Source organism: Aeromicrobium sp. HA, assembly GCF_027171405.1.
Classification (GTDB): Bacteria; Actinomycetota; Actinomycetes; order Propionibacteriales; family Nocardioidaceae; genus Aeromicrobium; species Aeromicrobium tamlense.
Genome location: NZ_CP114372.1, coordinates 2,531,994 through 2,554,033 on the forward strand (window position 1 = coordinate 2,531,994; position 22,040 = coordinate 2,554,033).

General features: G+C 71.5%; 25 protein-coding genes. 6 read left to right on the forward strand and 19 right to left on the reverse strand.

All coding sequences use genetic code 11. The features are described 5' to 3' along the window. Positions 1 to 67: 67 nt before the first annotated feature. The 5 genes from O3S82_RS12520 to O3S82_RS12540 all read right to left on the reverse strand — a co-directional run bounded on the left by O3S82_RS12520 (position 68) and on the right by O3S82_RS12540 (position 5,213). Positions 68 to 871, reverse strand: a complete 804-nt coding sequence (locus tag O3S82_RS12520) for an ABC transporter permease subunit (protein ID WP_179423389.1) — start codon at positions 869 to 871, stop codon at positions 68 to 70. A gap of 76 nt (positions 872 to 947) precedes the next feature. Further along, positions 948 to 1,874 (reverse strand): ATP-binding cassette domain-containing protein, encoded by a 927-nt coding sequence (locus tag O3S82_RS12525; protein WP_269303207.1) that lies wholly within the window; start codon positions 1,872 to 1,874, stop codon positions 948 to 950. Between the two features lie 148 nt (positions 1,875 to 2,022). After that, a complete protein-coding gene (locus O3S82_RS12530) occupies positions 2,023 to 3,252 on the reverse strand; it encodes a sugar ABC transporter permease (RefSeq protein ID WP_269303209.1) in 1,230 nt (409 codons plus the stop codon). After that, a complete protein-coding gene (locus O3S82_RS12535) occupies positions 3,249 to 4,076 on the reverse strand; it encodes an ATP-binding cassette domain-containing protein (RefSeq protein ID WP_179423383.1) in 828 nt (275 codons plus the stop codon). The genes O3S82_RS12530 and O3S82_RS12535 overlap by 4 nt, the downstream gene beginning before the upstream one ends. Before the next feature lie 78 nt (positions 4,077 to 4,154). Then, the gene (locus O3S82_RS12540; protein ID WP_269303211.1) at positions 4,155 to 5,213 is read right to left on the reverse strand and encodes a substrate-binding domain-containing protein; all 1,059 of its coding nucleotides are present in this window, start codon (positions 5,211 to 5,213) and stop codon (positions 4,155 to 4,157) included. Between the two features lie 166 nt (positions 5,214 to 5,379). Here O3S82_RS12540 and O3S82_RS12545 point away from each other — a divergent pair, with 166 nt between their 5' ends. Continuing rightward, entirely contained in the window at positions 5,380 to 6,528 is a 1,149-nt protein-coding gene (locus O3S82_RS12545; protein WP_269303213.1) for an ROK family transcriptional regulator, read from the forward strand. 11 nt (positions 6,529 to 6,539) lie between these two features. On the opposite strand, the gene dapC is transcribed toward O3S82_RS12545, so the two are convergent. Continuing rightward, complete coding sequence (gene dapC, locus O3S82_RS12550) at positions 6,540 to 7,643, reverse strand: succinyldiaminopimelate transaminase (RefSeq protein WP_179423379.1); 1,104 nt, start codon at positions 7,641 to 7,643, stop codon at positions 6,540 to 6,542. A gap of 6 nt (positions 7,644 to 7,649) precedes the next feature. Continuing rightward, positions 7,650 to 7,973 carry a ferredoxin gene (fdxA, locus tag O3S82_RS12555; protein ID WP_179423377.1) on the reverse strand — a complete coding sequence of 108 codons (324 nt, stop codon included), beginning with the start codon at positions 7,971 to 7,973 and terminating at the stop codon, positions 7,650 to 7,652. A gap of 87 nt (positions 7,974 to 8,060) precedes the next feature. Here fdxA and O3S82_RS12560 point away from each other — a divergent pair, with 87 nt between their 5' ends. Further along, positions 8,061 to 8,966, forward strand: a complete 906-nt coding sequence (locus tag O3S82_RS12560) for a GNAT family N-acetyltransferase (RefSeq protein ID WP_269303217.1) — start codon at positions 8,061 to 8,063, stop codon at positions 8,964 to 8,966. A 46-nt stretch (positions 8,967 to 9,012) separates the two neighbouring features. On the opposite strand, the gene O3S82_RS12565 is transcribed toward O3S82_RS12560, so the two are convergent. From O3S82_RS12565 to mshB, 3 genes are read right to left on the reverse strand one after another with little or no spacing between them, the layout of a single operon-like run. Beyond that, positions 9,013 to 10,713: a VanW family protein gene (locus O3S82_RS12565; protein WP_269303219.1), complete on the reverse strand. Its 1,701-nt coding sequence runs from the start codon at positions 10,711 to 10,713 to the stop codon at positions 9,013 to 9,015. Continuing rightward, positions 10,710 to 11,243, reverse strand: a complete 534-nt coding sequence (locus tag O3S82_RS12570) for a flavin reductase family protein (protein WP_179423371.1) — start codon at positions 11,241 to 11,243, stop codon at positions 10,710 to 10,712. Before O3S82_RS12570 ends, O3S82_RS12565 begins: the two co-directional genes overlap by 4 nt. 37 nt (positions 11,244 to 11,280) lie before the next feature. Next, on the reverse strand, positions 11,281 to 12,186 hold the full coding sequence (gene mshB, locus O3S82_RS12575) for an N-acetyl-1-D-myo-inositol-2-amino-2-deoxy-alpha-D-glucopyranoside deacetylase (protein ID WP_269303222.1): 906 nt from the start codon (positions 12,184 to 12,186) through the stop codon (positions 11,281 to 11,283). Between the two features lie 52 nt (positions 12,187 to 12,238). Here mshB and O3S82_RS12580 point away from each other — a divergent pair, with 52 nt between their 5' ends. Beyond that, positions 12,239 to 14,320, forward strand: a complete 2,082-nt coding sequence (locus O3S82_RS12580) for a S9 family peptidase (protein ID WP_269303224.1) — start codon at positions 12,239 to 12,241, stop codon at positions 14,318 to 14,320. Here the strand turns inward: O3S82_RS12580 and O3S82_RS12585 are convergent. Continuing rightward, positions 14,283 to 15,302: an alpha/beta hydrolase gene (locus tag O3S82_RS12585; RefSeq protein WP_179423365.1), complete on the reverse strand. Its 1,020-nt coding sequence runs from the start codon at positions 15,300 to 15,302 to the stop codon at positions 14,283 to 14,285. The two genes, O3S82_RS12580 and O3S82_RS12585, sit on opposite strands and share 38 nt — an antisense overlap. A 230-nt stretch (positions 15,303 to 15,532) precedes the next feature. Here O3S82_RS12585 and O3S82_RS12590 point away from each other — a divergent pair, with 230 nt between their 5' ends. After that, the gene (locus O3S82_RS12590) at positions 15,533 to 16,186 is read left to right on the forward strand and encodes a TetR/AcrR family transcriptional regulator (protein ID WP_179423363.1); all 654 of its coding nucleotides are present in this window, start codon (positions 15,533 to 15,535) and stop codon (positions 16,184 to 16,186) included. 3 nt (positions 16,187 to 16,189) lie between these two features. On the opposite strand, the gene O3S82_RS12595 is transcribed toward O3S82_RS12590, so the two are convergent. The 3 genes from O3S82_RS12595 to O3S82_RS12605 form a co-directional block, all read right to left on the reverse strand. Next, positions 16,190 to 16,462, reverse strand: coding sequence for a hypothetical protein (locus O3S82_RS12595; protein ID WP_179423361.1), 273 nt, complete (start codon positions 16,460 to 16,462; stop codon positions 16,190 to 16,192). Beyond that, positions 16,455 to 17,345 (reverse strand): bile acid:sodium symporter family protein, encoded by an 891-nt coding sequence (locus tag O3S82_RS12600; RefSeq protein ID WP_269303228.1) that lies wholly within the window; start codon positions 17,343 to 17,345, stop codon positions 16,455 to 16,457. Before O3S82_RS12600 ends, O3S82_RS12595 begins: the two co-directional genes overlap by 8 nt. A gap of 65 nt (positions 17,346 to 17,410) precedes the next feature. After that, complete coding sequence (locus tag O3S82_RS12605; RefSeq protein WP_269303230.1) at positions 17,411 to 18,172, reverse strand: phosphotransferase; 762 nt, start codon at positions 18,170 to 18,172, stop codon at positions 17,411 to 17,413. Positions 18,173 to 18,181: 9 nt separating this feature from the next. Between O3S82_RS12605 and O3S82_RS12610 the strand changes: the two genes are divergently transcribed. Next, complete coding sequence (locus O3S82_RS12610) at positions 18,182 to 19,396, forward strand: YibE/F family protein (RefSeq protein WP_179423354.1); 1,215 nt, start codon at positions 18,182 to 18,184, stop codon at positions 19,394 to 19,396. Here O3S82_RS12610 and O3S82_RS12615 read toward each other — a convergent pair. Genes O3S82_RS12615 through O3S82_RS12630 form a run of 4 tightly spaced genes read right to left on the reverse strand, consistent with a single transcriptional unit; the run spans position 19,374 to position 20,981 of the window. Further along, entirely contained in the window at positions 19,374 to 20,243 is an 870-nt protein-coding gene (locus tag O3S82_RS12615; RefSeq protein ID WP_269303232.1) for an ATP-grasp domain-containing protein, read from the reverse strand. The genes O3S82_RS12610 and O3S82_RS12615 overlap by 23 nt on opposite strands. Further along, positions 20,244 to 20,453: a DUF4287 domain-containing protein gene (locus O3S82_RS12620; RefSeq protein ID WP_179423350.1), complete on the reverse strand. Its 210-nt coding sequence runs from the start codon at positions 20,451 to 20,453 to the stop codon at positions 20,244 to 20,246. A gap of 13 nt (positions 20,454 to 20,466) precedes the next feature. Beyond that, positions 20,467 to 20,670: a hypothetical protein gene (locus tag O3S82_RS12625; protein WP_269303235.1), complete on the reverse strand. Its 204-nt coding sequence runs from the start codon at positions 20,668 to 20,670 to the stop codon at positions 20,467 to 20,469. Continuing rightward, entirely contained in the window at positions 20,667 to 20,981 is a 315-nt protein-coding gene (locus O3S82_RS12630; protein WP_269303237.1) for a YchJ family protein, read from the reverse strand. The genes O3S82_RS12625 and O3S82_RS12630 overlap by 4 nt, the downstream gene beginning before the upstream one ends. A gap of 30 nt (positions 20,982 to 21,011) precedes the next feature. On the opposite strand from O3S82_RS12630, the gene O3S82_RS12635 reads away from it, so the two are divergent. After that, positions 21,012 to 21,347 carry a YnfA family protein gene (locus tag O3S82_RS12635; RefSeq protein WP_179423347.1) on the forward strand — a complete coding sequence of 112 codons (336 nt, stop codon included), beginning with the start codon at positions 21,012 to 21,014 and terminating at the stop codon, positions 21,345 to 21,347. Between the two features lie 79 nt (positions 21,348 to 21,426). Here the strand turns inward: O3S82_RS12635 and O3S82_RS12640 are convergent, their stop codons facing one another. Then, positions 21,427 to 22,026: a TetR/AcrR family transcriptional regulator gene (locus O3S82_RS12640; protein WP_269303240.1), complete on the reverse strand. Its 600-nt coding sequence runs from the start codon at positions 22,024 to 22,026 to the stop codon at positions 21,427 to 21,429. Positions 22,027 to 22,040 lie beyond the last annotated feature (14 nt).

The window sequence follows — 22,040 nt, forward strand, 5'->3', positions numbered from 1 at the left end:
TGCACCCTCTCAGCGCGAGAAGGCGTTCATCCCGTTCCAGAAGTGGAGGGGCGGGGCGAGGGGCCGGTCAGCCGATGTCGCGACGCAGCGTGACGAGACGGCCGATCAGCACGAAGACCAGCACGTAGGCCAGCAGCACGGCGGCGCCGGCACCGCGCGAGAGCAGGTCGGCGCTGGCGTCGGAGGCGAAGAAGCTCGAGCCCATCAGGGCGTCCGCCGCGGCACCGGGCATGTACTTGGCCACCTCGGACGTCGCGTCCCAGGCGCCGAGCGCCACGCGGGCGATCGGCTCGACGAACTGGGTGAACGCCAGGATCACGATGATCGCGGCGACCTGGTTGGTCAGGACGCTGCCGATCGCGGTGCCCAGCAGGGCCCAGACCGTCATGACCAGGACCGACATCCCCAGCAGCTCGAGCACCGCGCTCGAGCCGAGGTAGGCGCCGTCGCCGCGCCACGCCAGGATCGGCGCCGCGCCCAGGACCGTCGAGGCCGTGCCGATCACGCCGTAGACGACGCCCACGGCGATGCCCGCCACGAGCTTGGCCGCCATGAGGATCGACCGGTTCGGCTGCGCCAGCAGCGACGCGGTGATCGTCTTGTGCCGGAACTCGCCCGTGAACAGCAGGCTGCCGATGATGAGCGGGAAGACGTAGCCGATCGGGCTGGTCAGCGAGTAGATCTGCTTCGCCAGCTCCTCCCCCTCGGCCAGCGGGCCGCCGCCGGTCATGTCGGTCCCCGTGTCGACGGTGAACGAGAACGCCATCACGGCGCCGATGAACACGAGGTATGCCACGAGCACGAGGGCCAGCAGCCACCACAGACGCGTGCTGAAGAGCTTGCGCAGCTCTGCCTTCACTGCAGCGCTCATGCCGCCACCTCCGTCGAAAGAGCACGGTACGTCGGCACCGACATGAGATTCTCCTTGTTCACTCGCTGGCGCTCGCTCATGCCGCAACACCGCCTCGCGACGCCGGGGCGTCGGGACTGGAGGTCAGGCGCAGGAAGACGTCCTCGAGGCCGACGCCCACGTCGGCCAGCTGGTGCACCTCGATGCCTGAGGCGAAGGCGGCGGAGCCGACCTCGGCCGCCGGGACGTCGATGATGTCGACGCCGCCCGCGACGGGCTCGGTGCGCCAGCCCTTCTCGGACGCCAGCGCGACGATCTTGTCGGGCGTGGGGCCGGCGAGCCGCACCCGCGACTCGACCAGCGCGTGCAGGCCCTGCAGCGGCGAGGCGTGCACGAGGCGGCCTCCGGCGATGATCACGACGTCGTCCACCGTGTGCTGGACCTCGCTGAGCACGTGGCTCGAGACCAGCACCGTGCGTCCCTCGTCGGCGAACGCGCGCAGCAGGTGACGCAGCCACACGATCCCCTGCGGGTCGAGGCCGTTGGCGGGCTCGTCGAGCAGGATCACCTCGGGGTCGCCGAGCAGCGCGTAGGCCAGGCCGAGGCGCTGGCGCATGCCCATCGAGTAGCCGCCGACCCGGCGCTTGGCCGCGTCGGTCATGCCGACCAGCTCGAGCAGCTCGTGGCAGCGGGCATCGGTGGCGCCGACCTGGGGCGCGAAGACGCGGAGGTGGTCGAGGCCGGTGCGGCCGGGGTGGAAGCTCGAGGCCTCCAGCGCGGCGCCGACCGTGGAGCCGGGGCGCACGAGGTCCTCGTAGCGCTTCCCGCCGATGAGCGCGTGGCCCCCGGTGGGACGCACGAGGCCCAGCAGCATCCGCAGCGTGGTGGTCTTGCCGGCACCGTTCGGGCCGAGGAATCCGGTCACCGCGCCGGGGCGGACGGTGAAGCTCAGGTCATCGACGGCCTTGACGGAACCGAACTGCTTGGACAGGTGATCGACGACGATGTCGGTCTCGGTTCGCATGACTCGACCCTAACGTCCGTCCGACCTTGGTCCGCGACTGGCGCAAGCCGGGGTGCCGACTGGCGCGGAAACGCCCGCCACTCGGCGAGTGGCGGGCGTCTCTGCGCCACTCGCCGGGGGGACGGGGCGAGGGCGACCAGGGGACGGCTCAGCCGCTGCCGCTGCTCTTGCGGGCCTGGCGGGACAGCGAGTCGATCGTGACCGCCAGCAGCAGGACCGCGCCGGTGACCATGTACCGCACGTAGGCGTCGACGCCGACCAGGTTGAGGCCGCTGGTGATGGACTGCAGCACGAGCATGCCGAACAGCGCCGAGTACACCGAGCCACGCCCGCCGAAGAGGCTGGTGCCGCCGATGACCGCCGCGGCGATCGCCATGAGGTTCGTGTCCGTGCCGCCCGAGGTCTGGCTCACCGCCTGGAGACGGCCGGCCGCCAGCACGCCGCCGAGCGCCGCGAACATCGAGCACAGCGCGAACACCGAGATGTAGACCCGGTCCACGCCGATGCCGGCGCGCCGCGAGGCCTCCTCGTTGCCGCCGACGGAGAACACGTGCCGGCCCCACGTCGTGCGGCGCAGCAGGAAGTCCATCCCGATGATGACGCCGACCCACAGCAGCGGCATCGCACCGATGCCGCGGTCGATGTTGAGGTACCAGGCCACGCCGGCGATGGCGGCCGTGATGAGCACCGCGCGCACGAGCACCGACTGCACGCTCGGCGTCGACAGGTTCGCCGCGGAACGGCGACGCAGGGTGCGCAGCCGCGCCAGCAGGTAGGCCACGCCCACCGCCGCCGCGAGCACGTACGACAGCCACGGGGGCAGGAACGTGAAGTTCGCGAAGTCGATCAGCGCCGACTCGCCCGGCAGGTTGACCGTGCCGTTCGACCCGAGCACCTGCAGTTGCGCGCCCAGGAAGGCCAGCAGGCCGGCCAGGGTGATGACGAAGCTCGGCACGCCGAAGCGCGTGTAGAGGACGCCGTAGAACACGCCGATCAGCAGGCCGGCACACAGCGCGGCCAGGATCGAGCCCAGCAGAGGCCAGCCCTGGTAGACGAGCAGGACCGCCAGGATCGAGCCTGACAGGCCCGAGACCGAGCCCACCGACAGGTCGATCTCGCCCAGCAGCAGCACCAGCACGATGCCGACGGAGATCATGCCGATCGTGGCGGAGTCCAGGCTCAGCTCGACGAGGTTGCGCGACGAGAGGAACCGCGGGTTCATCGCGTAGAACACGATCCAGATGACGACCAGGCCCACGACCACGGGGATCATCCCGAGGTCGCCCGAGCGCAGCCGCCGCTTCAGGTTGCCCAGCAGGGCCTTGGGCGAGGAGTCCTGGACGAGGCGCTCGTCCGAGCGGTCCGCGAAGGTGCTCATGCTTTCCCCTCCTCGTCCTCGACCAACAGGTCGGCCTGCGGGTTGGGGGCCACGTCGGCGCCCTCGGAACGGGCGCGGCGGGCCGCCACCACGTTGTCCGAGGCGCCGGTGATCGCGGCCACCAGCTGGTCGGTGGTGACGTCGTCGATGTGGAACTCCGCCGCGTTGCGGCCGAGCCGCAGCACGTAGATCCGGTCGGCGACGGCCTGCACGTCGGCCATGTTGTGCGAGATGACGACGACGCCCAGGCCCGACTCGCGCAGCCGCTCGATGAGGTTCAGCACCTCCGCGGTCTGCGCGACGCCGAGGGCCGCGGTGGGCTCGTCGAGCATCACGATCTTCGGCTCGCCCACGAGGCTGCGGGCGATGGCCACGGTCTGGCGCTGGCCGCCGGAGAGGGCGGCGATCGGGATGCGCACCGACGGGATCTTGGCGGAGAGCTGGCGCAGCAGCTCCCAGCTGCGCGACTCCATCGTCTCCTCGTCGAGGACGCCGCCGGCGGTGGCCTCCTGGCCGAGGAAGAGGTTCGCGACGACGTCGAGGTTGTCGGCGAGCGCGAGGTCCTGGAAGACGGTGGCGATGCCGAGCGCCTGGGCGGACTTCGGGCCGTGGATGTGGACCTCGCGGCCCTCCACCTCGATCGTCCCGGAGTCGGAGCCGTAGACGCCCGAGATGATCTTGACGAGGGTCGACTTGCCGGCGCCGTTGTCACCGACGAGGGCGACCACCTCGCCGGGTCGGACGTCGAAGTCGACGTCGGTGAGCGCCTGGACGGCACCGAATCGCTTGCCGATGCCGCGCATGGACAGCACGGGTGTGGTCATGAGTGTTCCTGGGGTCGAGCGACGGGAGAAAAGGGAAGCACGGTGGGGCCGGCGGCGGCCGGCCCCACCGTGTGCCACTCAGGACAGGCCGGCCTTCTGGCAGGCGTCGGCGTACTCGGCGGTGCAGATCTGGTCGACGGTGTAGAACTCGTCCTTCACGACCGTGTCACCCACGTTGTCCTGCTTCACCGAGATCGGGTCCAGGATGAACGAGGGCACGCCCTGGAAGTCCTCGGTGCCGCTGATGTCCTCGCCATTGGCGAGGTCGACGGCCAGCTCGGCCGCCTGCTCGGCCTCGGCCTTGATCGGCTTGTAGACGGTCATGAACTGCTGACCGGCCACGATGCGCTGGATCGCCGCGAGCTCGGCGTCCTGGCCGGTGATCGGCGGGACGTCGGCGGCGCCGGCGGCCTTGAACGCGGCGAAGACGCCGCCGGCCTGGCCGTCGTTGGCGGCGTAGACGCCGGCGAGGTCACCGGGATCGACCTTGTTGAACTGCGAGCTGGTGAACTTCTGCGCGTTGTCGGGGCTCCAGTCCGGGTTGTCGTACTCGGCCACGATGTTCAGGCCGCTCGCATCGAGGACCGAGTGCGCGCCCTTCTTGAACTGCGCGGCGTTCGGGTCCGTCGGCGAGCCGTTGAGCATGAGGATGTCGCCCTTGTCGCCCGTGGCCTCGACGAGGGCCTCGCCCTGCATCTGGCCGACGCGCTCGTTGTCGAACGAGATGTAGTAGTCCGCGCCCTCGATGAAGCGGTCGTACGCCACGACCGGCACGTCGGAGCTCTGCGCCGACTTCACAATGGTGGTGGCGGCCTTGCCGTCGACCGGGTCGAGCACGAGGACGGAGGCGCCGTTCGTGATGGCCGACTGGGCCTGCTGCTGCTGCTTCGAGGCATCCTGGTCGGCGTTGAGGTAGTCGACCTTGCAGCTGTCGCACAGCTCCTTGACCTTGGCCTCGAAGAGCGGCTTGTCGAAGCTCTCGTAGCGGGTGGTCTTGGTCTCCGGGAGCAGCAGGGCGATGGTCTTGCCCTCGTCCGAGCCACTGTCGCCGTCGTCGTTGGAGCCGCACGCGGCCAGGCCGCCGAGGCCGATCGTCAGGGTCGCCGTGAGCATGGCGACGCGGGAGATGGTGTTCACAGTTCCTCCAAGAAATGTCGTCCCCACGTCGGCGTGGAGCATGACCAGTGAACTACGTCACAAGAAAAGCGTCAAGTAATGAACGCAAATCTTGTTACGCAACAGTAGAGCCCGTGTTTGTCTTCAACACTTGACGACAACTGCGACGTGAGTCACAGTGGACGCCATGTCCTCCAGCCCGGGTTCGACCGCTGCCCTGCGCGTCTCCAACCAGAGTCGCGTGGTCCGGGTCGTCCGCGAGGCCGGCGGGCTCAGCCAGGCACAGATCGCGCGCCGCACGCAGCTGGCCCCCGCGACCGTCTCGGGCATCATCCGCGAGCTGGTCACGGCGGGCTTCCTGCACTCCGAGGCCGGGGCGGGACGCCGCGGCGCCACCGTCACCGTCTCCCCCGAGGCCGGCGTCGTGGCCGGTGTCGACTTCGGCCACTCGCACCTGCAGGTCGCGCTGGCCGACCTCGCCGGCGACATCCGCGACTCGCGCGTCGTCCCGCTCGCGCCCGACGCCCCCAGCGACGAGGCGCTCGACCTCGCACGCTCGATGGTGGACGAGCTGCTGGAGGCCGGGGACCTCGACCACGACGGCCTGCGCGCCATCGGCATGGCGATCCCCGCCCCGATCGGACGCGACGGCATCATCGACTCCGGCTCGATCCTGCCCGGCTGGGTGGGCGTCGACGCCCGCTCCGCGGCCGAGAAGGTCTTCGAGCGCACCACGGTGGTGGACAACGACGCCAACCTCAGCGCGCTGGCCGAGTGGATGCGCGGCGCGGGCCGCGGCCACCAGGACCTCGTCTACATCAAGATCGCCTCGGGCGTCGGCTGCGGACTCGTGCTCGACGGCCGCGTCCACCACGGCGGCCTGGGCACCGCCGGCGAGCTCGGCCACCTCACGATGGACGAGTCGGGTCCCCTGTGCCGCTGCGGCAGCCGCGGCTGTCTCGAGGCCTACGTCGGTGGCGCCGCCCTCATCGCCCAGTACGCGCCCACGGGCGGCGAGCTGGACGTGCAAGGCTTCGTCGAGCGCGCGCTGCGCGGCGACCAGGGCGCCCGACGTCTCATCGAGGACGCCGGACGCCACCTGGGCGAGGCCGTCGCGGCCGTCGCGAACCTGCTCGGCCCCGAGGTCGTCGTGATCGGCGGCGACCTCGCCGCGGCGGGCGACCTGCTGCTCGACGAGGTGCGCGCGTCGATGCGCCGTCACGCGCTGACGCCCGTGGCCCGGGAGGTGCGGGTCACCGGGTCCGAGCTGGACGACCGCCCGTCGTGCGTGGGCAGCGTGCTGATGGCCCTCGAGGCCGTCGAGCTGCCCGGCTGATCAGGCAGCGGTCAGGACGAGAGGCGCTTGGCAGCGGCGGCGATGCGCTCGTCGGTGGCCGTGACCGCGAACCGGACGTGGTGCGAGCCGGTGGCGCCGTAGAAGTCGCCCGGAGCAACGAGGATGCCGCGGTCGGCCAGCCACTCGACGGTGTCGCGGCACGGCTCCCCGCGCGTGGCCCACAGGTACAGCGAGCCCTGCGAGTGGTCGATGCGGAAGCCCGCCTGCTCCAGCGCCGTGCGCAGTGTGGCCCGCCGCGCGAGGTAGCGCTCGCGCTGCTCGTCGACGTGCGTGTCGTCGGCCAGGGCGGCCTCCATCGCGGCGGCGACGGGCGTGGGCACCATGAAGCCCAGGTGCTTGCGGACCGCGAGCAGCTCGGCGACGACCGAGCGGTCGCCCACGAGGAACGCGTCGCGGTAGCCCGCCATGTTGGAGCGCTTCGACAGCGAGTGCAGCGCGAGGATGCCGTCGAGCGACCCGCCGTTGACCTCGGGGTCGAGCACCGAGACGGGCTCGCCCTCCCAGACGAACTCGAGGTAGCACTCGTCGCTGACGAGCAGCGCGCCCGACTCGCGGCAGAAGTCGACCCACGCCTTGAGGTGCTCGCGGCCGACGACGCGGCCGTGCGGGTTGGCCGGGAAGTTGATGAACACGAGCTTCGGACGCTGGGGGCCGAACGCCACGCGCGAGTCCGTGGCGATCGCCGTGGCCCCCGCGTAGGCCGCGCTCACGGCGTAGGTCGGGTAGGCCGTCTCCGGCAGACCGACGACGTCGCCGGGGCCGAGGCCGAGCTGCACGCACAGGTTGGCGATGAGCTCCTTGCTGCCGATCGTGGCCAGCACGTTGTCGGTGCCGACGCCGGTGATGGAGAAGCGGCGCTCGAGCCAGTCGACGACGGCCTGCCGCAACGACTCGGGGCCGAGGACCGTGGGGTACCCGGGCGAGTCGGCCGCGGCGATCAGCGCCTGGCGCGCGACCTCGGGCGTGGGATCGACCGGCGTGCCGATCGACAGGTCGACGAGGCCGTCAGGATGCTCGGCGGCCCGTGCCTTGGCGGCGGCGATCGTGTCCCACGGGAAGTCGGGGAAGCGTCCCGACACCCGGGCCTCGGCCATGGCCCGTCACTCCTGGTTCTGGGGAGGCAGGGCCTTGACGAACGGGTGGTCGGCGTCGATCACGCCCATCTTCGCGGCACCACCGGGCGAGCCGAGGTCGTCGAAGAAGTGGACGTTCGCGTCGTAGTAGTCCTTCCACTCGTCCGGGGTGTCGTCCTCGTAGAAGATGGCCTCGACCGGGCAGACCGGCTCACAGGCGCCGCAGTCCACGCACTCGTCCGGGTGGATGTAGAGCATGCGGTTGCCCTCGTAGATGCAGTCGACCGGACACTCGTCCACACAGGCACGGTCCTTGATGTCGACACACGGCTGGGCGATCACATACGTCACGGGCTTGCTCCTTCGGGGTCGGTCCCCAGTATCTCCCGGAGGACCCGGGCTTCGCTGGCCGGGTTCGTCTCATGAGATCGTGTCGCCGTGGATCTGGTCGGCCGGCGCGTCTCCGTGCGCCATCGCAGCGGCGACGGCGCGCGCGACGTGGTGGGCCGCGTGCTGAGCGCCGAGCCCGACGGACTGCGCATCGAGCGGCGCGACGGCGAGCTCGCGTTCGTGCCCGCCGGCACCGTGCTGGCGATGCGCGTCGTGCCCGACCGACCCGCCCGCACGCGCCCGGCCGCCGCGATCTCGGCCGAGGACCTCACCCGGGTCACGTCGCGCGGCTGGCCGGCCACCGCGTCGGTGCCGCTGGGCGCGTGGGAGCTGCGGGCGGCGAGCGGATTCACCGGCCGCGCGAACTCCGCGGCCGTGCACGGCGACCCGGGCACCGACGACCCGTTCGGCGCGGTCGTCGACTTCTACCGCGCCCGCGACCTGCGTCCGCTCGTCCAGATCGTCGAGGACTCGGCGTGGCACCTGCGGTTCGTCGAGGCCGGCTGGGTCGGCGTCACCGACCAGCCGCCGGGCGCGATCGTGCAGGTCGCCGACCTGCGCGATGTGCCTGCCGCCGATCCCGAGGCGATCGTCGCCGACCACGCGACCGACGGCTGGCTGCGGCACTACGGGCGCGTGCGCGACGCCTCCACCGCGCGCGCGGTGCTCGAGGGCCCGGCGACCGTGGGCTTCGTGTCGATCGGCGACGCCGCGATCGGGCGCGTCGTGGTGACCGGCGAGTGGGCGGGACTCGCGGCGGTCGAGGTCGATCCCGCGCACCGCCGTCAGGGGCTGGCCCGGCGGATCGTCGAGACCTCGCTGGCCTGGGCCGCGGCGCACGGCGCCGACAAGGCCTACCTGCAGACGATGCGCGACAACCACCCGGCGATCGCGCTCTACGCGCCCTTCGGCTTCCGCACGCACCACGCGTACCGGTACCTCACCGCCCCCTGAGCCTCCGAGCGAACCGTGCAACTTGGGGAACGGGCGCGGCGAGCCGTCAGTCGTCCTTCTCGGGCTTCTTGCCGCAGATGACGCGGTCGGCGGCCTGGTAGTAGGCCGTGTCCTTCTCGGTCTTGACCCGCTTGCCGCCCTGGTAGAAGTCGCGGTGGATGTCGATGTCGAAGCCCGTCACCGGCGCCTGCGAGACGCAGCGGTCGGTGTCGTCGTACTGCGTGCCCGGGTTTCGGAAGTTGTAGCGGTCGCTCGAGCGCGACTTCACCTCGTAGACCTTCGTGCCGTACATCTCGACGTTCATGCGGCCCACCGTGCCGGGCGCGCTCTTGTCGACCCAGGCATGGATGACGACGCCCGTCTTGTAGGGGTTGCGGAAGCGCAGGTCGAGGCTGCCGTAGTAGATCGTCGCCTCGCGGCCCACCGGGTAGCGGTCGATGTAGAACGCGTGCGGGTGGTGCTCGACGTCGTCGAGGCCGCCGAAGAACGCCGCGTTGTACGCGGTGGTGGCCACCTGCGAGACGCCGCCGCCGAGCTCCTCGCGGAACACGCCGCCGTTGATGACGAAGCCCGACACGAAGCCGTTCGCCGCGGTCCGCTCCCCCACGATGTCGTTGAAGCTGAACGTCTCGCCGGGCTCGAGGACGACGCCGTCGATGCGGCGGGCGGCCTCGGCCTGGTTCGTGTTGCGGTAGTCGGCGTGGGGGTACTCGGTGGTGAAGGAGCTGATGCGCTCCTTGATGCCGAGCGCCTTCGCGTCCTCGGTGGTGAACTCGGGCTGCACCGCGCTGGCCTCGACGGTGATCGAGCGGGCGTCGCCCGTCTTCGTCAGCACCGGCACCAGCTGCGTGGCCATCGTCTTGGGGTCGAGGCCCACACCCGCCTTGCCGGGCACGACGAACGCCTTCCCGCCCTCGAAGCGGAACGAGGCGTCGACGGCGCTGCGACCGATGCCGGTGGTGGAGCTGGTGAGCGGCTTCGCGAGGTCCTTCGCGTCGATGACCGGGGTCATCGCGCCGTCCTTGACGACCACCGCGAGGGCCGGTGCGTACGCGGTGACGGGCAGGTCGATCGTCGCGTCGCCGACCTGGAGCTTGACCGGCGCCGCCACGGCGGGCCGGGCGATGTCGCGGATGGCCTGACGCAGGCCGGCGCGGTCGACGGCGGGCGCCACGGCCTCGACCGGGACCTCGACGGGCTCGTCCTGCGTGAGCCACGCGTCCTGGATCGCCTCGGCGAACTCGTCCTGCGGGACCTCGTTGCCGGCCTTCGGCGCGCGCGCCTTCGGCTTCGCGTCGGGGAAGGTGATCTGCGCCTCGACGACGGGCTGGTCCACGGTCTCGGCGACCGAGGCCACCGCCGCGGCCAGCTTCGTCTCGTCCACGTCGAGCACGGGGTCGTGGTCGGAGCCGCCCGCGACCAGGGCGACCATGTCGCGCGGGTCCCAGGAGCGGCCGCCCGCGGCGCGCACGCTGGCGGGCACGTCGACCGCGAGGCCGGCCTGGGTGGGCTCGATCTCGAAGTCGCGGTCGTCGAACGTGGCCCGGATCGGCTCCTTCGAGCGCTCCGCGAGTCCCTGCTCGAGGGTCTCCTCGGCCTCGTCGGGGCTCTGGCCGCCGACGTCGACGCCGGCGATCGACGTGTCGGCCGGCAGTCGCTGGCCGGTGAGGACGTACCCGGCGACGTAGGCGAGGGCGATCACGGACACGACGGCGCCCGCGACGATCAGCAGGCGACGGCGGCTCATGCGCCCCCTCGGTAGGCCGTCTTCTCGGACTCGGGCTGGCGAATGATCGTGCCGTAGTGCGAGCGGTAGTAGAGCAGCGGGTCGTCGGTCTCGTCCTGGTACTGCGCCCAGGTCACCCGGCCGACGAGGATCAGGTGGTCGCCGCCGTCGTGCTCGGCCTCGGTCTCGCACTCGAGCCAGGACAGCGCGTCGTCGAGCAGCGCGAGTCCGCCGGGGCTGCGGTGGTGCGGGATGTCGGCGAACTGGGTGTCGAGCGGGCGCCCGCGGTGGGCGAACCAGGCGGAGGCCTGGCGGCCGTGCTCGGACAGGATCGACACGCCCCAGCGGCGCGACTCACGCACGGCGTCGTGGAAGCGGCTGCCCTTGTTGGAGCACACCAGCACGAGCGGCGGGATGAGCGAGACGGAGGTGAACGCACTCGCGGTCATCGCGTGGTCGACACCCTCGTGCTGGGTGGACACGACGGTCACGCCACTGGCGAATCGCGACAGCGCACCCCGGAATGCGGCTTGATCGACGGACTTCTCCACCCGTCAAGCCTACGGGCTCCGGCCCAAGCAGCCCGACTCAGCGCAGGCCGGCGAACAGGTCGTCCTCGAAGCCGGACTCCCCCACGGGTCCGCGCCGACCCTTCGCGAGGCGGTAGTACTCGGTGCCCCACGTGATCGCCGCGAGGTCCATCCCCATCGCGAAGAACTCGCCGTCGGGGGTGATCTGGGTGGCGTGGGCGCGCATCGCGTCGAGCTTGGCCTGCACGTGCTCGGGCGTCGACGAGACGGCCGTGCTGAGGTCCGCGTCCTCGGAGAACATCGGCGGCAGGTTCTCGAGGTCGAACTGGAACGGCATCTCCTGGCCGGCCTCGGCCATCATCGCCGCGCCCTCGCGCAGCCGCGAGGCGGACTCGGCGGTCCAGTAGATCTTCGGCACGTCCCACGCGGGACCGAGGTCGCGCCGGTGCGACTCGACGGCGGCCAGCGCGGCCGCGTAGGTCGAGACCCGGTGGGCCTGGATGTGGTCGGGGTGGCCGTAGTTGCCGAACTCGTCGTAGGTCACGAGCACCTGCGGGCGGACCTCGCGGATGATCGCGACGAGGTGGTTCGCGGCCTCGAGCAGGTCGGCCCGCCAGAACGCCCGCGGGTCGATCTCGTCCATCGCGGCGGCGTTGCCGTTCTCGTCCCAGACCATGCCGGAGTCGCGGTAGGCGCCGTCGCCGCCGAGCCGGCGGAAGTCGGTGACGCCCAGGTGGGCCATCGCGTCGGTGAGCTCGGTGAGCCGCTGGGGGCCGAGGCGGTCCTCGTGCTCGGCCGCGAGGTGTGCCAGCTCGGGGACCAGCACCTCTCCGTGCTCGCCCAGCGTGCAGTTGACGAGCGTGACCTGAGCCCCCTCGGCGACGTACTTCGCCATGGTGAGTCCCGATTGGATCGACTCGTCGTCGGGGTGGGCGTGCACGAGGAGCAGTCGGCGGTCGGACATGGGTCCCAATGTAGGGGCCGACGGTGACAGACCGCCCTGACAGGATGGGGGCATGACGGAGTCCTACCCCCGGCTGGCCGCACGCACCCTGCGCTTCACGCTCGGCGTCCCCCGCAACCTGACCGTCTCCCCCGACGGCGGCACGGTGCGCTTCATCCGCACCGCCAACGGCGTCTCCCGCTCGGGCGGGCTGTGGGAGTACGACGTCGCCACGGGCGAGGAGTCGCTGCTGGTCGACCCGGTCGCCGTGCTCGGCGGGGCCGACGAGGACCTCTCACCCGAGGAGCGCGCGCGCCGCGAGCGCAGCCGCGAGGGCGCCGGCGGCCTCGTGTCCTACGACGTCGACCAGACCGGCCGCTGGGCCTGCTTCGCGCTCTCGGGACGCCTCTTCGCCGTGCACCTGGGCGCCGACGCCGTGCGCGAGCTGCCCGCCGAGGGCGCCGTGATCGACCCGCGACTCGATCCCACCGGCCGCCACGTCGCCTACGCGAACTCCGCCGGCGAGCTGCGCGTCGTCGACGTGGCCGGCCGCGAGGACCGCGCGCTGGTCACGCCCGACACGCCCACCCGGGTGTGGGGCCGCGCCGAGTTCACCGCCGCCGAGGAGATGGACCGCCACCGCGGCTTCTGGTGGGCGCCGGACGGCCGCTCGCTGCTGGTCGAGCGCTACGACGACGTCGACGTCGAGGTGTGGCACGTCGCCGACCCCGCGCACCCCGACCGCCCCGCGGTCGAGCAGCGCTACCCGGCCGCGGGCACCGCGAACAGCGTGGTCACGCTGTGGCACGTGCCGCTCGAGGGCGGCGAGCCGCTCGAGATCGCGTGGGACCACGACGCCTTCGAGTACCTCGCCCGGGTCGACTGGTCGGAGGGCTCGGACCCGCTCCTGCAGGTGCTCAGCCGCGACCAGCACCGCAGCCTCGTGCTCGAGGCCGACCCGGCCACCGGCGCCACCCGCACCCTGCGCGAGCTCTCCGACGACGCGTGGGTCGAGCTGTCGGCCGGTCCGCGCCGCGACCCGCAAGGCCGCCTCGTCACGGTCGAGGACGTCGACGGCCGCCGTCGCGTGTGCGTGGACGGCACCCCCGTCAGCGGCGACGCCTGGCAGGTGCGCTCGATCGTCGAGGTCGACGAGGACGGCGTGCTCGCCACCGCGTCCGACGAGCCCACCGAGGTCCACCTCGTGCGGTTCGCCGCCGGCCGCGACGCCGAGGTCCTCACCGAGGGCGCAGCCGTCCACGGCGCGGTGGTCGGCGGCGGCACCACCGTCGTCGTCCGCACGGACCTCGACTCCACCGCCAGCACGTTCACGGTCCGCCGCGGCAATGCCACCGGCTCGCTCCGCGTGCTGTCCGAGCCCGCGCCGATCTCACCGTCCGTCGAGCTGGTGCGCCTGGGCGAGCGCGAGCTGCGTGCCGCGGTGCTCTTCCCGCGCGACCACGTGCCCGGCTCGACGCGGCTCCCGCTGCTGCTCGACCCGTACGGCGGCCCGGGCGCCCAGCGCGTGCTGGCATCGGGCCGGATGTTCCTCAAGTCGCAATGGATGGCCGACCAGGGGTTCTGCGTCGTCGTGTCCGACGGCCGCGGCACGCCCGGTCGTGGCTCGGAGTGGGACCGCGCGATCCACCACCGGTTCGCCGAGGTCACGCTGCAGGACCAGGTCGACACGGTGGCCGCGATCGCCGAGCGCTATCCCGACGACGTCGACACCGGCCGCGTCGGCATCACGGGCTGGTCGTACGGCGGCTACCTCGCCGCGCTCGCGGTGCTGCAGCGCCCCGACGTGTTCCACGCGGCCGTCGCCGGAGCGCCCGTCACGGAGTGGCGCCTCTACGACACCTGCTACACCGAGCGCTACCTCGGCCACCCCGACGAGGTGCCCGAGGTCTACGACGCCAACTCACTGCTGCCGCTGGCCCCGAGGCTCGAGCGACCGCTCATGCTCATCCACGGGCTCGCGGACGACAACGTGGTCGCCGCGCACACGCTGCGGCTCTCCTCGGCACTCCTGGCGGCGGGACGCCCCCACACGGTCCTGCCGCTGTCGGGGGTCACGCACATGACGCCTCAGGAGGAGGTCGCCGAGAACCTCGAGCTCATACAGATGGAGTTCCTGCGGCAGCAGCTGGCTTGACCAGTCGCAGCCGGCGACCGCCCAGTCCGGCGACCGGGCGGTTGATCGGCACGACGTCGCCGTGACCGCGCGGGGCCTCGACGAGCGAGGCCATCGCCTTGCCGAACTCCTCGGTGGCTTGGTCGGCCGCCTCGAGGCGTCCGGCCTGGAGGTGGAACGACTGCCACATGTCGGGGTACTCGCGGGCGATGACGCGGGGGCTCTCGGTGCGCAGCGTCACCTTCTGCAGGAACGCCTCGGCGTCGGTGCGGAGCGGGTCGAGGCCGCTGTAGTGGACCACGATCGGCGGGAGGCCGTCGAAGTCGCCGTGCAGCGGCGAGACGCTCGGGTCGAGCGGGTCGGCGCCGCCGAGGTAGGTGCGCGCCCAGCGGGTGGCCAGCGCGGGGGTGAACCACGGGTCCGAGGCCGAGGGGCGGGCCCGCTCGATGTCGGCGTTGAGGTCGAGCCAGGGGCTGATCATGCCGATCGCGGCCGGCATCGGCAGGCCGAGGTCGCGGATCTCCAGCGCCATCGACAGGGCCAGGCCGGCACCGGCGTCGTCGCCGGCCAGCACCACGGTGCTCGGGTCGACGCCGTAGGACGGGAGCGCGCGGTACAGCGCGATCAGCGAGTCGAGCGCCGCCGGGTAGGGGCTCTCGGGGGCCAGCGGGTACTCGGGCAGCAGGACGTCCATGCCCGCGTGCATCGCGACATGGGCGGCGAAGGCGCGGTAGGCGCGCGAGCTGCCGACGACGTGGCCGCCGCCGTGCAGGTAGATCATCGTGGCGCGGCCGGTGGCCGGGCCGGTGTTCTCGACGGTGACGAACTGCACGGGCAGTCCGGCCATCACGTCGAAGTCGTAGATCGCGCCCTCGGGGGCGCGGGCAGCTCCAGCCATCGAGTCGGCCATGGTGCGCTTGGCGCCCAGGCTCACGCGGGTGGAGTGCATCACGGACCGGGCCATCAACAGCCGGGTCCGGACGAGCGGCTTCGGAACGCTCATATCTTCTCCTTCGCGAAGGCCGGGGCAGCATCCCGACCTAAGTAAGTAGGTATTGACTTCAAGAGAGTGACGCCAGATTAGGGCCGCCATGACGCGATCTGCAATCGAATTCGTCGAAATGGTGATTTGCGTAACTTTTGGTCGCACATCCAGTCACATGAGTCACATAAACCCCATAAGTTTCAAGGCTTCTGCCCCATGTTGCCGTGGTGTGTCCTACCGTCTCTTCCGTGACCGGAGAACGCACACCCAAGCGGCGGATGTCCGCGGAGCGTCGACGGGCCCAGATCATCGAGTCGGCCCGTCGCGTCTTCGCGGAGAGCGGCTATGCCGCCACGCGCACCCGCGAGATCGCCGCCGAGGCCGGTGTCAACGAGGCGATGCTGTACCGGCACTTCCCGTCCAAGGAGGAGCTCTTCGAGGCCTCCGTGCTCGAGTCGATCGACGCGGCGATGGTCCGCGCCACCGAGAACGCCCACGGCATCAGCCGCGACCTGGCCGGCTCCGCGAGCGACGTCGAGGACGGCATCCGCAGGTTCTTCACCGACCTCGCCGACCTCGCGGTCGACCTCGGCCCGCTCATCGGCGCGACCGGCTTCGGGCCGAACTCCCCCGTGCGCACCAAGCTCATCGAGCGCCTCGACGCGCTCTTCGAGGTGGCCACCGCGATCACGGTCAACGGCATCCCCGACCTCATGCGCGACGAGATCGACGTCCGCCTGGGGCTGGAGGAGGTCTTCGGCGCGCTCTGGTTCTCGGCCGAGATGGCGCGCTGGACGGGCCGGACGTTCGACCGCGAGACCGTCCTCGACCAGATGATGGTGACGGTCTTCCACGGCATCATCGAGCTGCCCGAGGACGACGACGCCACGCAGACCGCCTGAGCCTCAGGCGCGCTTGAGCCGCTTCGGCGCCTCCGGCAGCGGCGGCGGGACCGATGCGGGTCCCTCCGACGCCTCGACGAGCCAGCCCCCGGCCTCCTCGGCGCGCTGCGCGAGTCCCGGGAGGGACGCATCGACCTCGACCAGCCACGCGGCGTCCTCGAAGTCGTCCTCGCCGGCGAACTCGTCGCGGTGGAGGCGACACGGGACGTCCTGCGCCCCCAGGGAGGCGACGAACGCGATCGCGTCGTCGCGCTCGTCGAAGTGCACGTCAGCCATGGTGCGACGGTAGCGCCCGCGCCTTCGACCTCGGCAGGATCCACCGGGTGAGGACCAGACCCCACAGCGCCGCCAGCACGAACATCACCAGGCCGTAGACCGCGGCGGGCACCGAGAGCTCGACGCTGTCGAGCACCTCGACGGCGACATAGATCGCGAGCGTGGCGTTGTGGACGCCGATCTCGAACGAGCAGGCCACGGCCTGCCGGTCGGTGACGCCCGCCCACGAGGGCACGACGAACCCGATGACCAGGCTGGCGATGCAGAAGATCGTGACCGCGAGGCCCACCGAGGCGGCGTAGTCGCCCACGTTCGATCGCTGGTCCACGACGATGCCGGCGATGATGACGAACAGCAGCACCGCCGACCCGATCCGGACGGGCTTGTCCATCGCGTCGGCGAAGTCGGGCCGCTTGGCGCGGACCAGCATGCCCAGGCCGACGGGCACCAGGACCACGGCGAAGACCTCGATGACCTTCCCGTACTGCAGCGAGACCTCGTCGCCGAGGTCGAAGTAGGCCATCGCGAGGTTGGTGACGATCGGCAGCGAGATGATCGCGACCACCGAGTTGATCGCGGTGAGCGTGATGTTCAGCGCGACGTCGCCGCGGAACAGGTGGCTGAAGAGGTTCGCGGTGCTGCCGCCGGGCGACGCGGCCAGCAGCATCATGCCGACGGCCAGCAGCGGCGGGAGGTCGAGGGCGAGCACCAGCACGAAGCACACCACCGGGAGCAGCACGAGCTGGCACAGCAGCGCGATCGCGACCGCCTTGGGCGACTTGCGCACCCGCGCGAAGTCCGCGACGGTCAGCGACAGCCCCAGCCCGAACATGATGACCCCGAGGGCGACGGGCAGTCCCACGGTCGACAGCATCGAATCCATGGCCGACACCCTACGTGACACGTGTCACATTCCGGGGCGGTCCGACGAGGTCGGTCCCGGAGGCCTCAGAGCGCGGCGCGGATCTCGGGCAGACGGGCCTCGAAGGCCGCCAGCCGGTCGCGCGTGCGCTGCGGCTCGCCCTTGCGCGCGAGGTTCAGCATGCCGGGGTCGCCGCGCTCGATGCCCGCCGCGATCCGCTCGGTGGCGGTGGTCATGCGGGCCACCACGGCGTCGAGCAGCGCCATCGGCCCCCACTCGGCGTACGCGTCGACGACCAGGTCGAGCCGGCGCACGACGTCCTCGAGCGGGATCTCGCGGTACAGCGGGATCGCGGTCCAGCACAGGAACGCGAGATCGTCGATCCGCTCCCCCGGGCCGGCGAGGTCCCAGTCGATCATCGCGACGAAGTGCCCGCTCTGGATGATCCAGTTGTAGGCGCCCGGGTCGTTGTGGCAGATGATCTGGTCGCCGGTGAGCTCGACCTCGCCCGCCTGACGCCACACGCGCGGGCCCTCAGGACGGAAGTCCTCGACGATGTCGTGGAAGTCGCGCAGCCAGCCCACGGCCTCGACCAGCACGGAGTCCAGGACGACCTCGTCGTCGACCGGCACGCCGCGGCCCTCGACGTACGAGACGATCTCGCGGCCGTCGTCGTCGAGCCCGGAGACGTGCGGGATGCCGCCCAGGCCCTCGTTCTCCAGCCAGTGCAGCAGCTCGTGGACGGCGGGGGTCCAGGCACCGGTCGGGCGGCGGACCGTGCGGCCCACCCGCCAGACACCGCCGGATCCACCGGGGAGGTGTTCGGGGATCTCTTCGCCTTCTGACACGCTGGCATCGTGACACACCACCACGCGATCCAGCCTCCCGAGGGACCGCCGCGACCCCGCCTCGCGTGGTCGCTGACCGCCGTCGTCCTCGTCGTCGCGCTCGTCGCGTTCGGCGCGGTCGCGGCGCTGTGGCCCGACAAGGCCGACGTCCCGCAGGGCGCGGACCCCTACGGCTCGGTCGCGATCCTGGACGCCACCGTCACCGAGGTGAACCCCTTCGACTGCGGCAGCACCGGCACCGGGCCCGACAACATCCCGATGGTCGAGGGCTCGTGCGCGAACGTCACGGCCGAGACCGAGCGCGGCTCGTCCGCGGTGTTCACGCTCGACCCCACGCGCTACGTCGGCGGGGCCGTCGAGGTCGGCGACAGCATCCGCGTCATCGAGGTCCAGCCCGAGGGCCAGCCGGCCTCCTACGAGTTCTACGACCACCAGCGAGGGCCGCAGCTGCTGATCCTCGCCGTCGTCTTCGCGATCCTCGTCGCCGTGGTGGGTCGCTGGCGCGGCCTGTTCGCGCTGCTGGGCATCGGGATCACGCTGCTCGTGCTGCTGCGCTTCGTCCTGCCCGCCCTGCTGGCCGACCAGCCACCGATCGCGGTCGCGGTGGCGGGTTCGACCGTGATCATGCTCGCCGTGCTCTACCTCGCGCACGGCGTCTCGATCCGCACCACCGCCGCCCTGTTCGGCACCCTGTTCGGCATCGCCTTCACGGCGCTGGTGGGGGCGATGTCCACCGACTGGGCGCACCTGACGGGCGTGGGCTCCGAGGACGACCACCTGCTGCTGGCCACCGCGCCCGCGATGAGTCTCGCGGGAGTCGTGGCGGCGTCGATGGTGATCGCCGGCCTCGGCGTGCTGAACGACGTCACCGTGACCCAGGCCAGCGCGGTCTGGGAGATGCGCGCCCTCAAGCCCACCGCGGGCCGCGCCGAGCTGTTCGGCTCCGCGATGCGGATCGGCCGCGACCACATCGCGTCGAGCGTCTACACCTTGGTGTTCGCCTACGCGGGCACGGCGATGACGACGCTGCTGCTGATCTCGGCCTACCAGCGGCCCCTGCTGGAGGTCGCCGTCACCGAGGGCATTGCCCAGGAGATCGTGCGCACGCTCGTCGGCGCGATCGGGCTCGTGCTGGCGGTGCCGATCACGACCGCGATCGCGGTGTGGCTGGCCCCCGAGAAGCTGCGTCCCGAGGACGTCGTCACCGGGTCGCGCGCGCTCTGACGGCGTCCGCGAGGCGCTCGGCCGCTCCCTCGGCGAGGTCGAGGTAGAGGCACGGCTCGACGGCCTCGATCTCCATGACGACCGGACCCGACGGGCCGGGCACCATGTCGACGCGCACGTAGAGCGGCACGCCGAAGCGGGTGGCCAGCTCGCCGTGGGCGGCGTGCGCGAGGTCGAGGAACTCCGGGGACGCCTCGCCCGACGTGACGAGGTCCTCGTCGTGCATGATCGCGGCCTCGGAGGCCGGGTCGTCGGGATCGAGCAGCTCGGGCGTGCCCTGCTCGCGCAGGACCGGCTTCTTGTGCAGGACGTGCGAGACCTCGCCGTCGAGGAAGACGACCGCGGTCTCGCCCGCGGAGTCGACGCCCTCGACGTAGGGCTGCACCATCGCGACGCGACCCGAGGCGTTGATCTGCGCGATCAGGTCGCGGGCCTCGTCGTGGTGGTCGGGGTCGAACCTGCCGGTGTCGCGGCCGCCGGCGGAGACCGTGGGCTTGACGACGACCTCGCCGCGCAGCTGGGGCGTCTCGGCACCGGGCACGACGTACGCCGTGGGGACCGTGGGCACGCCGAGCGCGCCGAGGTAGGCCTTGTCGGAGTTGAAGGCGATGAGGTCGGGCGCGTTGGAGACCCGCTCGCCCAGCGACCGCACCCAGGCCACGAACGCCTCGCGCTGGATCGTGTAGTCCCACGCCGAGCGGATCACGACGTGGTCGTACACCGACCAGTCGACCGCGGGGTCGTTCCAGACGACGAAGTCCGCGTCGAGCAGGCGCGCGGCCGCGTGGTCGTCCTCGAATCCCTCGGCGAGCTTGGCGCAGGTGGCGAAGGCGATGCGCTGGGCCATTCAGAGTCCCTTCCGCTGGCGGAACACCGCGACGAGCGCGTTGGCGTGTCCGTGGCCGAAGCCGTGCTGGTCCTTGAGGAACGCGACCTGCTCCATGTGCTTCGCGGTCGCGACCGACTCCAGCTCGCTCATCCAGTGCTCGATCGGCTCGCCGTACTTCTTCTCGATCGCCGGGAAGTACGAGGCGGGGCCCTTCACGCTCTCCGTCATGGTGCGAGCGTAGTCAGTCCCCCGGACGGAAGCGCAGGCCTCGGTCGGCCAGCGCCTCGCGGAGCAGCCGCACGGCCTTGAGGCCCACGCCGTGCAGCGAGAGGACCTCCGCCTCGGAACGCTCGGAGACCTGCGCGAGCGTCGTGATGCCGGCGGCGTGGAGCGCATGGGTCGCCGGCCTGCCGATCGAGGTCGGGAGGTCTCCCGCGGCGCTCACCGCACGTCCCCGTCCACGTAGAGCCAGCGTCCGTCCTCGCGGACGAAGCGCGACCGCTCGTGCAGGATGCCCAGCTCGCCGCCGACGAGGTACGTGGCGCGGAACTCCACCACGCCCGTCGTGTCGCCGGGCCCGCCGGCCTGCGTGTCGACGATCTGCAAGCCGCGCCAGCGCGGGTTGTCCGCGAGATCGAGGTCGTCCGGGCGGGTCGAGGGGTGCCATGTCGCGAGCAGCCAGTCGCGGTCGCCGCGCCGGAATGCGTCGAACCGCGAGCGCATCAGCGCCTCGGCCGTCTGGGGCTGGTCGGTCACGGCTCCAGCCTGACACGGCATGATCGCGCCATGGACGTCCTGCGCTCGATCGCCCTGTTCGCCGTGGCCGCCGTCGCGGAGATCGGCGGCGCGTGGCTGATCTGGCAGGGCGTGCGCGAGCACCGCGGCGTGATGTGGATGGGACTGGGCGTCGTGGCACTCGGCCTCTATGGGTTCGTGGCCACGCTGCAGCCAGACGCGAGCTTCGGGCGCATCCTCGCGGCCTACGGCGGCGTGTTCGTGGCCGGCTCGCTGGCCTGGGGCATGCTCCTGGACGGCTTCCGCCCCGACCGCTGGGACGTCGCGGGCGCCGCCATCTGCCTCGTCGGCGTCGCCGTCATCATGTACGCCCCCCGCAGCGCCTGACGCCGGCCTCCGGCGGGACGAACGATGATGACTTTCGCCCCGCTCCGGTCCCCGAATGCCTCATCGTTCGTGGGTGCGCTCAGTCCGAGAGCGCCTCGAGGAGGTTGCCCATGAGCCGCCACAGCACGTGGTGCTCCGGATCCCTCACCACTTGGTCCATCCCCGCGAGCTCCAGCATCATGTAGCCGTGGAGCGCGCTCCACCACTGTGCCGCCACGGCCTTCGGGTCGTCGCGACGGAGCCTCCCGGCGTCCATGGCCCGCTCCACCAGCGTCACCAGCTGCCGGAAGGCCGCGTAGGCCACATCGGGGTCAGGTCCCTGGCCACCCAGACCACGCACACTGATCGCTCCGAACATCACGGCGTAGAGGTGGGGGTTCTGGAGGGCGTTCTCGCGGTACGCGGCCGCGGTGGCCAACAGGTCGGCCGCCGGGTCGTCCGTCCTCTCGACGGCGTCCACCCGGTCGATGAGGCGACGGAATCCCTCGGTCGCGACGGCGTCGACGACCTTGCCCATGCTGCCGAAGTGCGTGTAGACGGCCATCGTGGAGGTGCCGGCACCCGTGGCGAGCCGACGGGCGGACAGCGCCGACGGCCCCTGCTCGTCGAGGATGCGCGCCGCCTCCTCCAGCAGTCTGCGACGGGCGTCCGGCGCGTCGGCGGTGGTCTCCGAGCTCATGCTGGACACCCTGC

Coding starts and splice junctions, on each gene's coding strand:
- O3S82_RS12640 (WP_269303240.1), bottom strand. CDS start 22,026: ATGAGCTCGGAGACCACCGCCGACGCGCCGGACGCCCGTCGCAGACTG.
- O3S82_RS12545 (WP_269303213.1), top strand. CDS start 5,380: ATGTCCTCCAGCCCGGGTTCGACCGCTGCCCTGCGCGTCTCCAACCAG.
- O3S82_RS12615 (WP_269303232.1), bottom strand. CDS start 20,243: ATGGCCCAGCGCATCGCCTTCGCCACCTGCGCCAAGCTCGCCGAGGGA.
- O3S82_RS12635 (WP_179423347.1), top strand. CDS start 21,012: ATGGACGTCCTGCGCTCGATCGCCCTGTTCGCCGTGGCCGCCGTCGCG.
- O3S82_RS12600 (WP_269303228.1), bottom strand. CDS start 17,345: ATGGATTCGATGCTGTCGACCGTGGGACTGCCCGTCGCCCTCGGGGTC.
- mshB (WP_269303222.1), bottom strand. CDS start 12,186: ATGTCCGACCGCCGACTGCTCCTCGTGCACGCCCACCCCGACGACGAG.
- O3S82_RS12565 (WP_269303219.1), bottom strand. CDS start 10,713: ATGAGCCGCCGTCGCCTGCTGATCGTCGCGGGCGCCGTCGTGTCCGTG.
- O3S82_RS12595 (WP_179423361.1), bottom strand. CDS start 16,462: ATGGCTGACGTGCACTTCGACGAGCGCGACGACGCGATCGCGTTCGTC.
- O3S82_RS12585 (WP_179423365.1), bottom strand. CDS start 15,302: ATGAGCGTTCCGAAGCCGCTCGTCCGGACCCGGCTGTTGATGGCCCGG.
- O3S82_RS12525 (WP_269303207.1), bottom strand. CDS start 1,874: ATGCGAACCGAGACCGACATCGTCGTCGATCACCTGTCCAAGCAGTTC.
- O3S82_RS12520 (WP_179423389.1), bottom strand. CDS start 871: ATGAGCGCTGCAGTGAAGGCAGAGCTGCGCAAGCTCTTCAGCACGCGT.
- O3S82_RS12620 (WP_179423350.1), bottom strand. CDS start 20,453: ATGACGGAGAGCGTGAAGGGCCCCGCCTCGTACTTCCCGGCGATCGAG.
- O3S82_RS12530 (WP_269303209.1), bottom strand. CDS start 3,252: ATGAGCACCTTCGCGGACCGCTCGGACGAGCGCCTCGTCCAGGACTCC.
- O3S82_RS12580 (WP_269303224.1), top strand. CDS start 12,239: ATGACGGAGTCCTACCCCCGGCTGGCCGCACGCACCCTGCGCTTCACG.
- dapC (WP_179423379.1), bottom strand. CDS start 7,643: ATGGCCGAGGCCCGGGTGTCGGGACGCTTCCCCGACTTCCCGTGGGAC.
- O3S82_RS12535 (WP_179423383.1), bottom strand. CDS start 4,076: ATGACCACACCCGTGCTGTCCATGCGCGGCATCGGCAAGCGATTCGGT.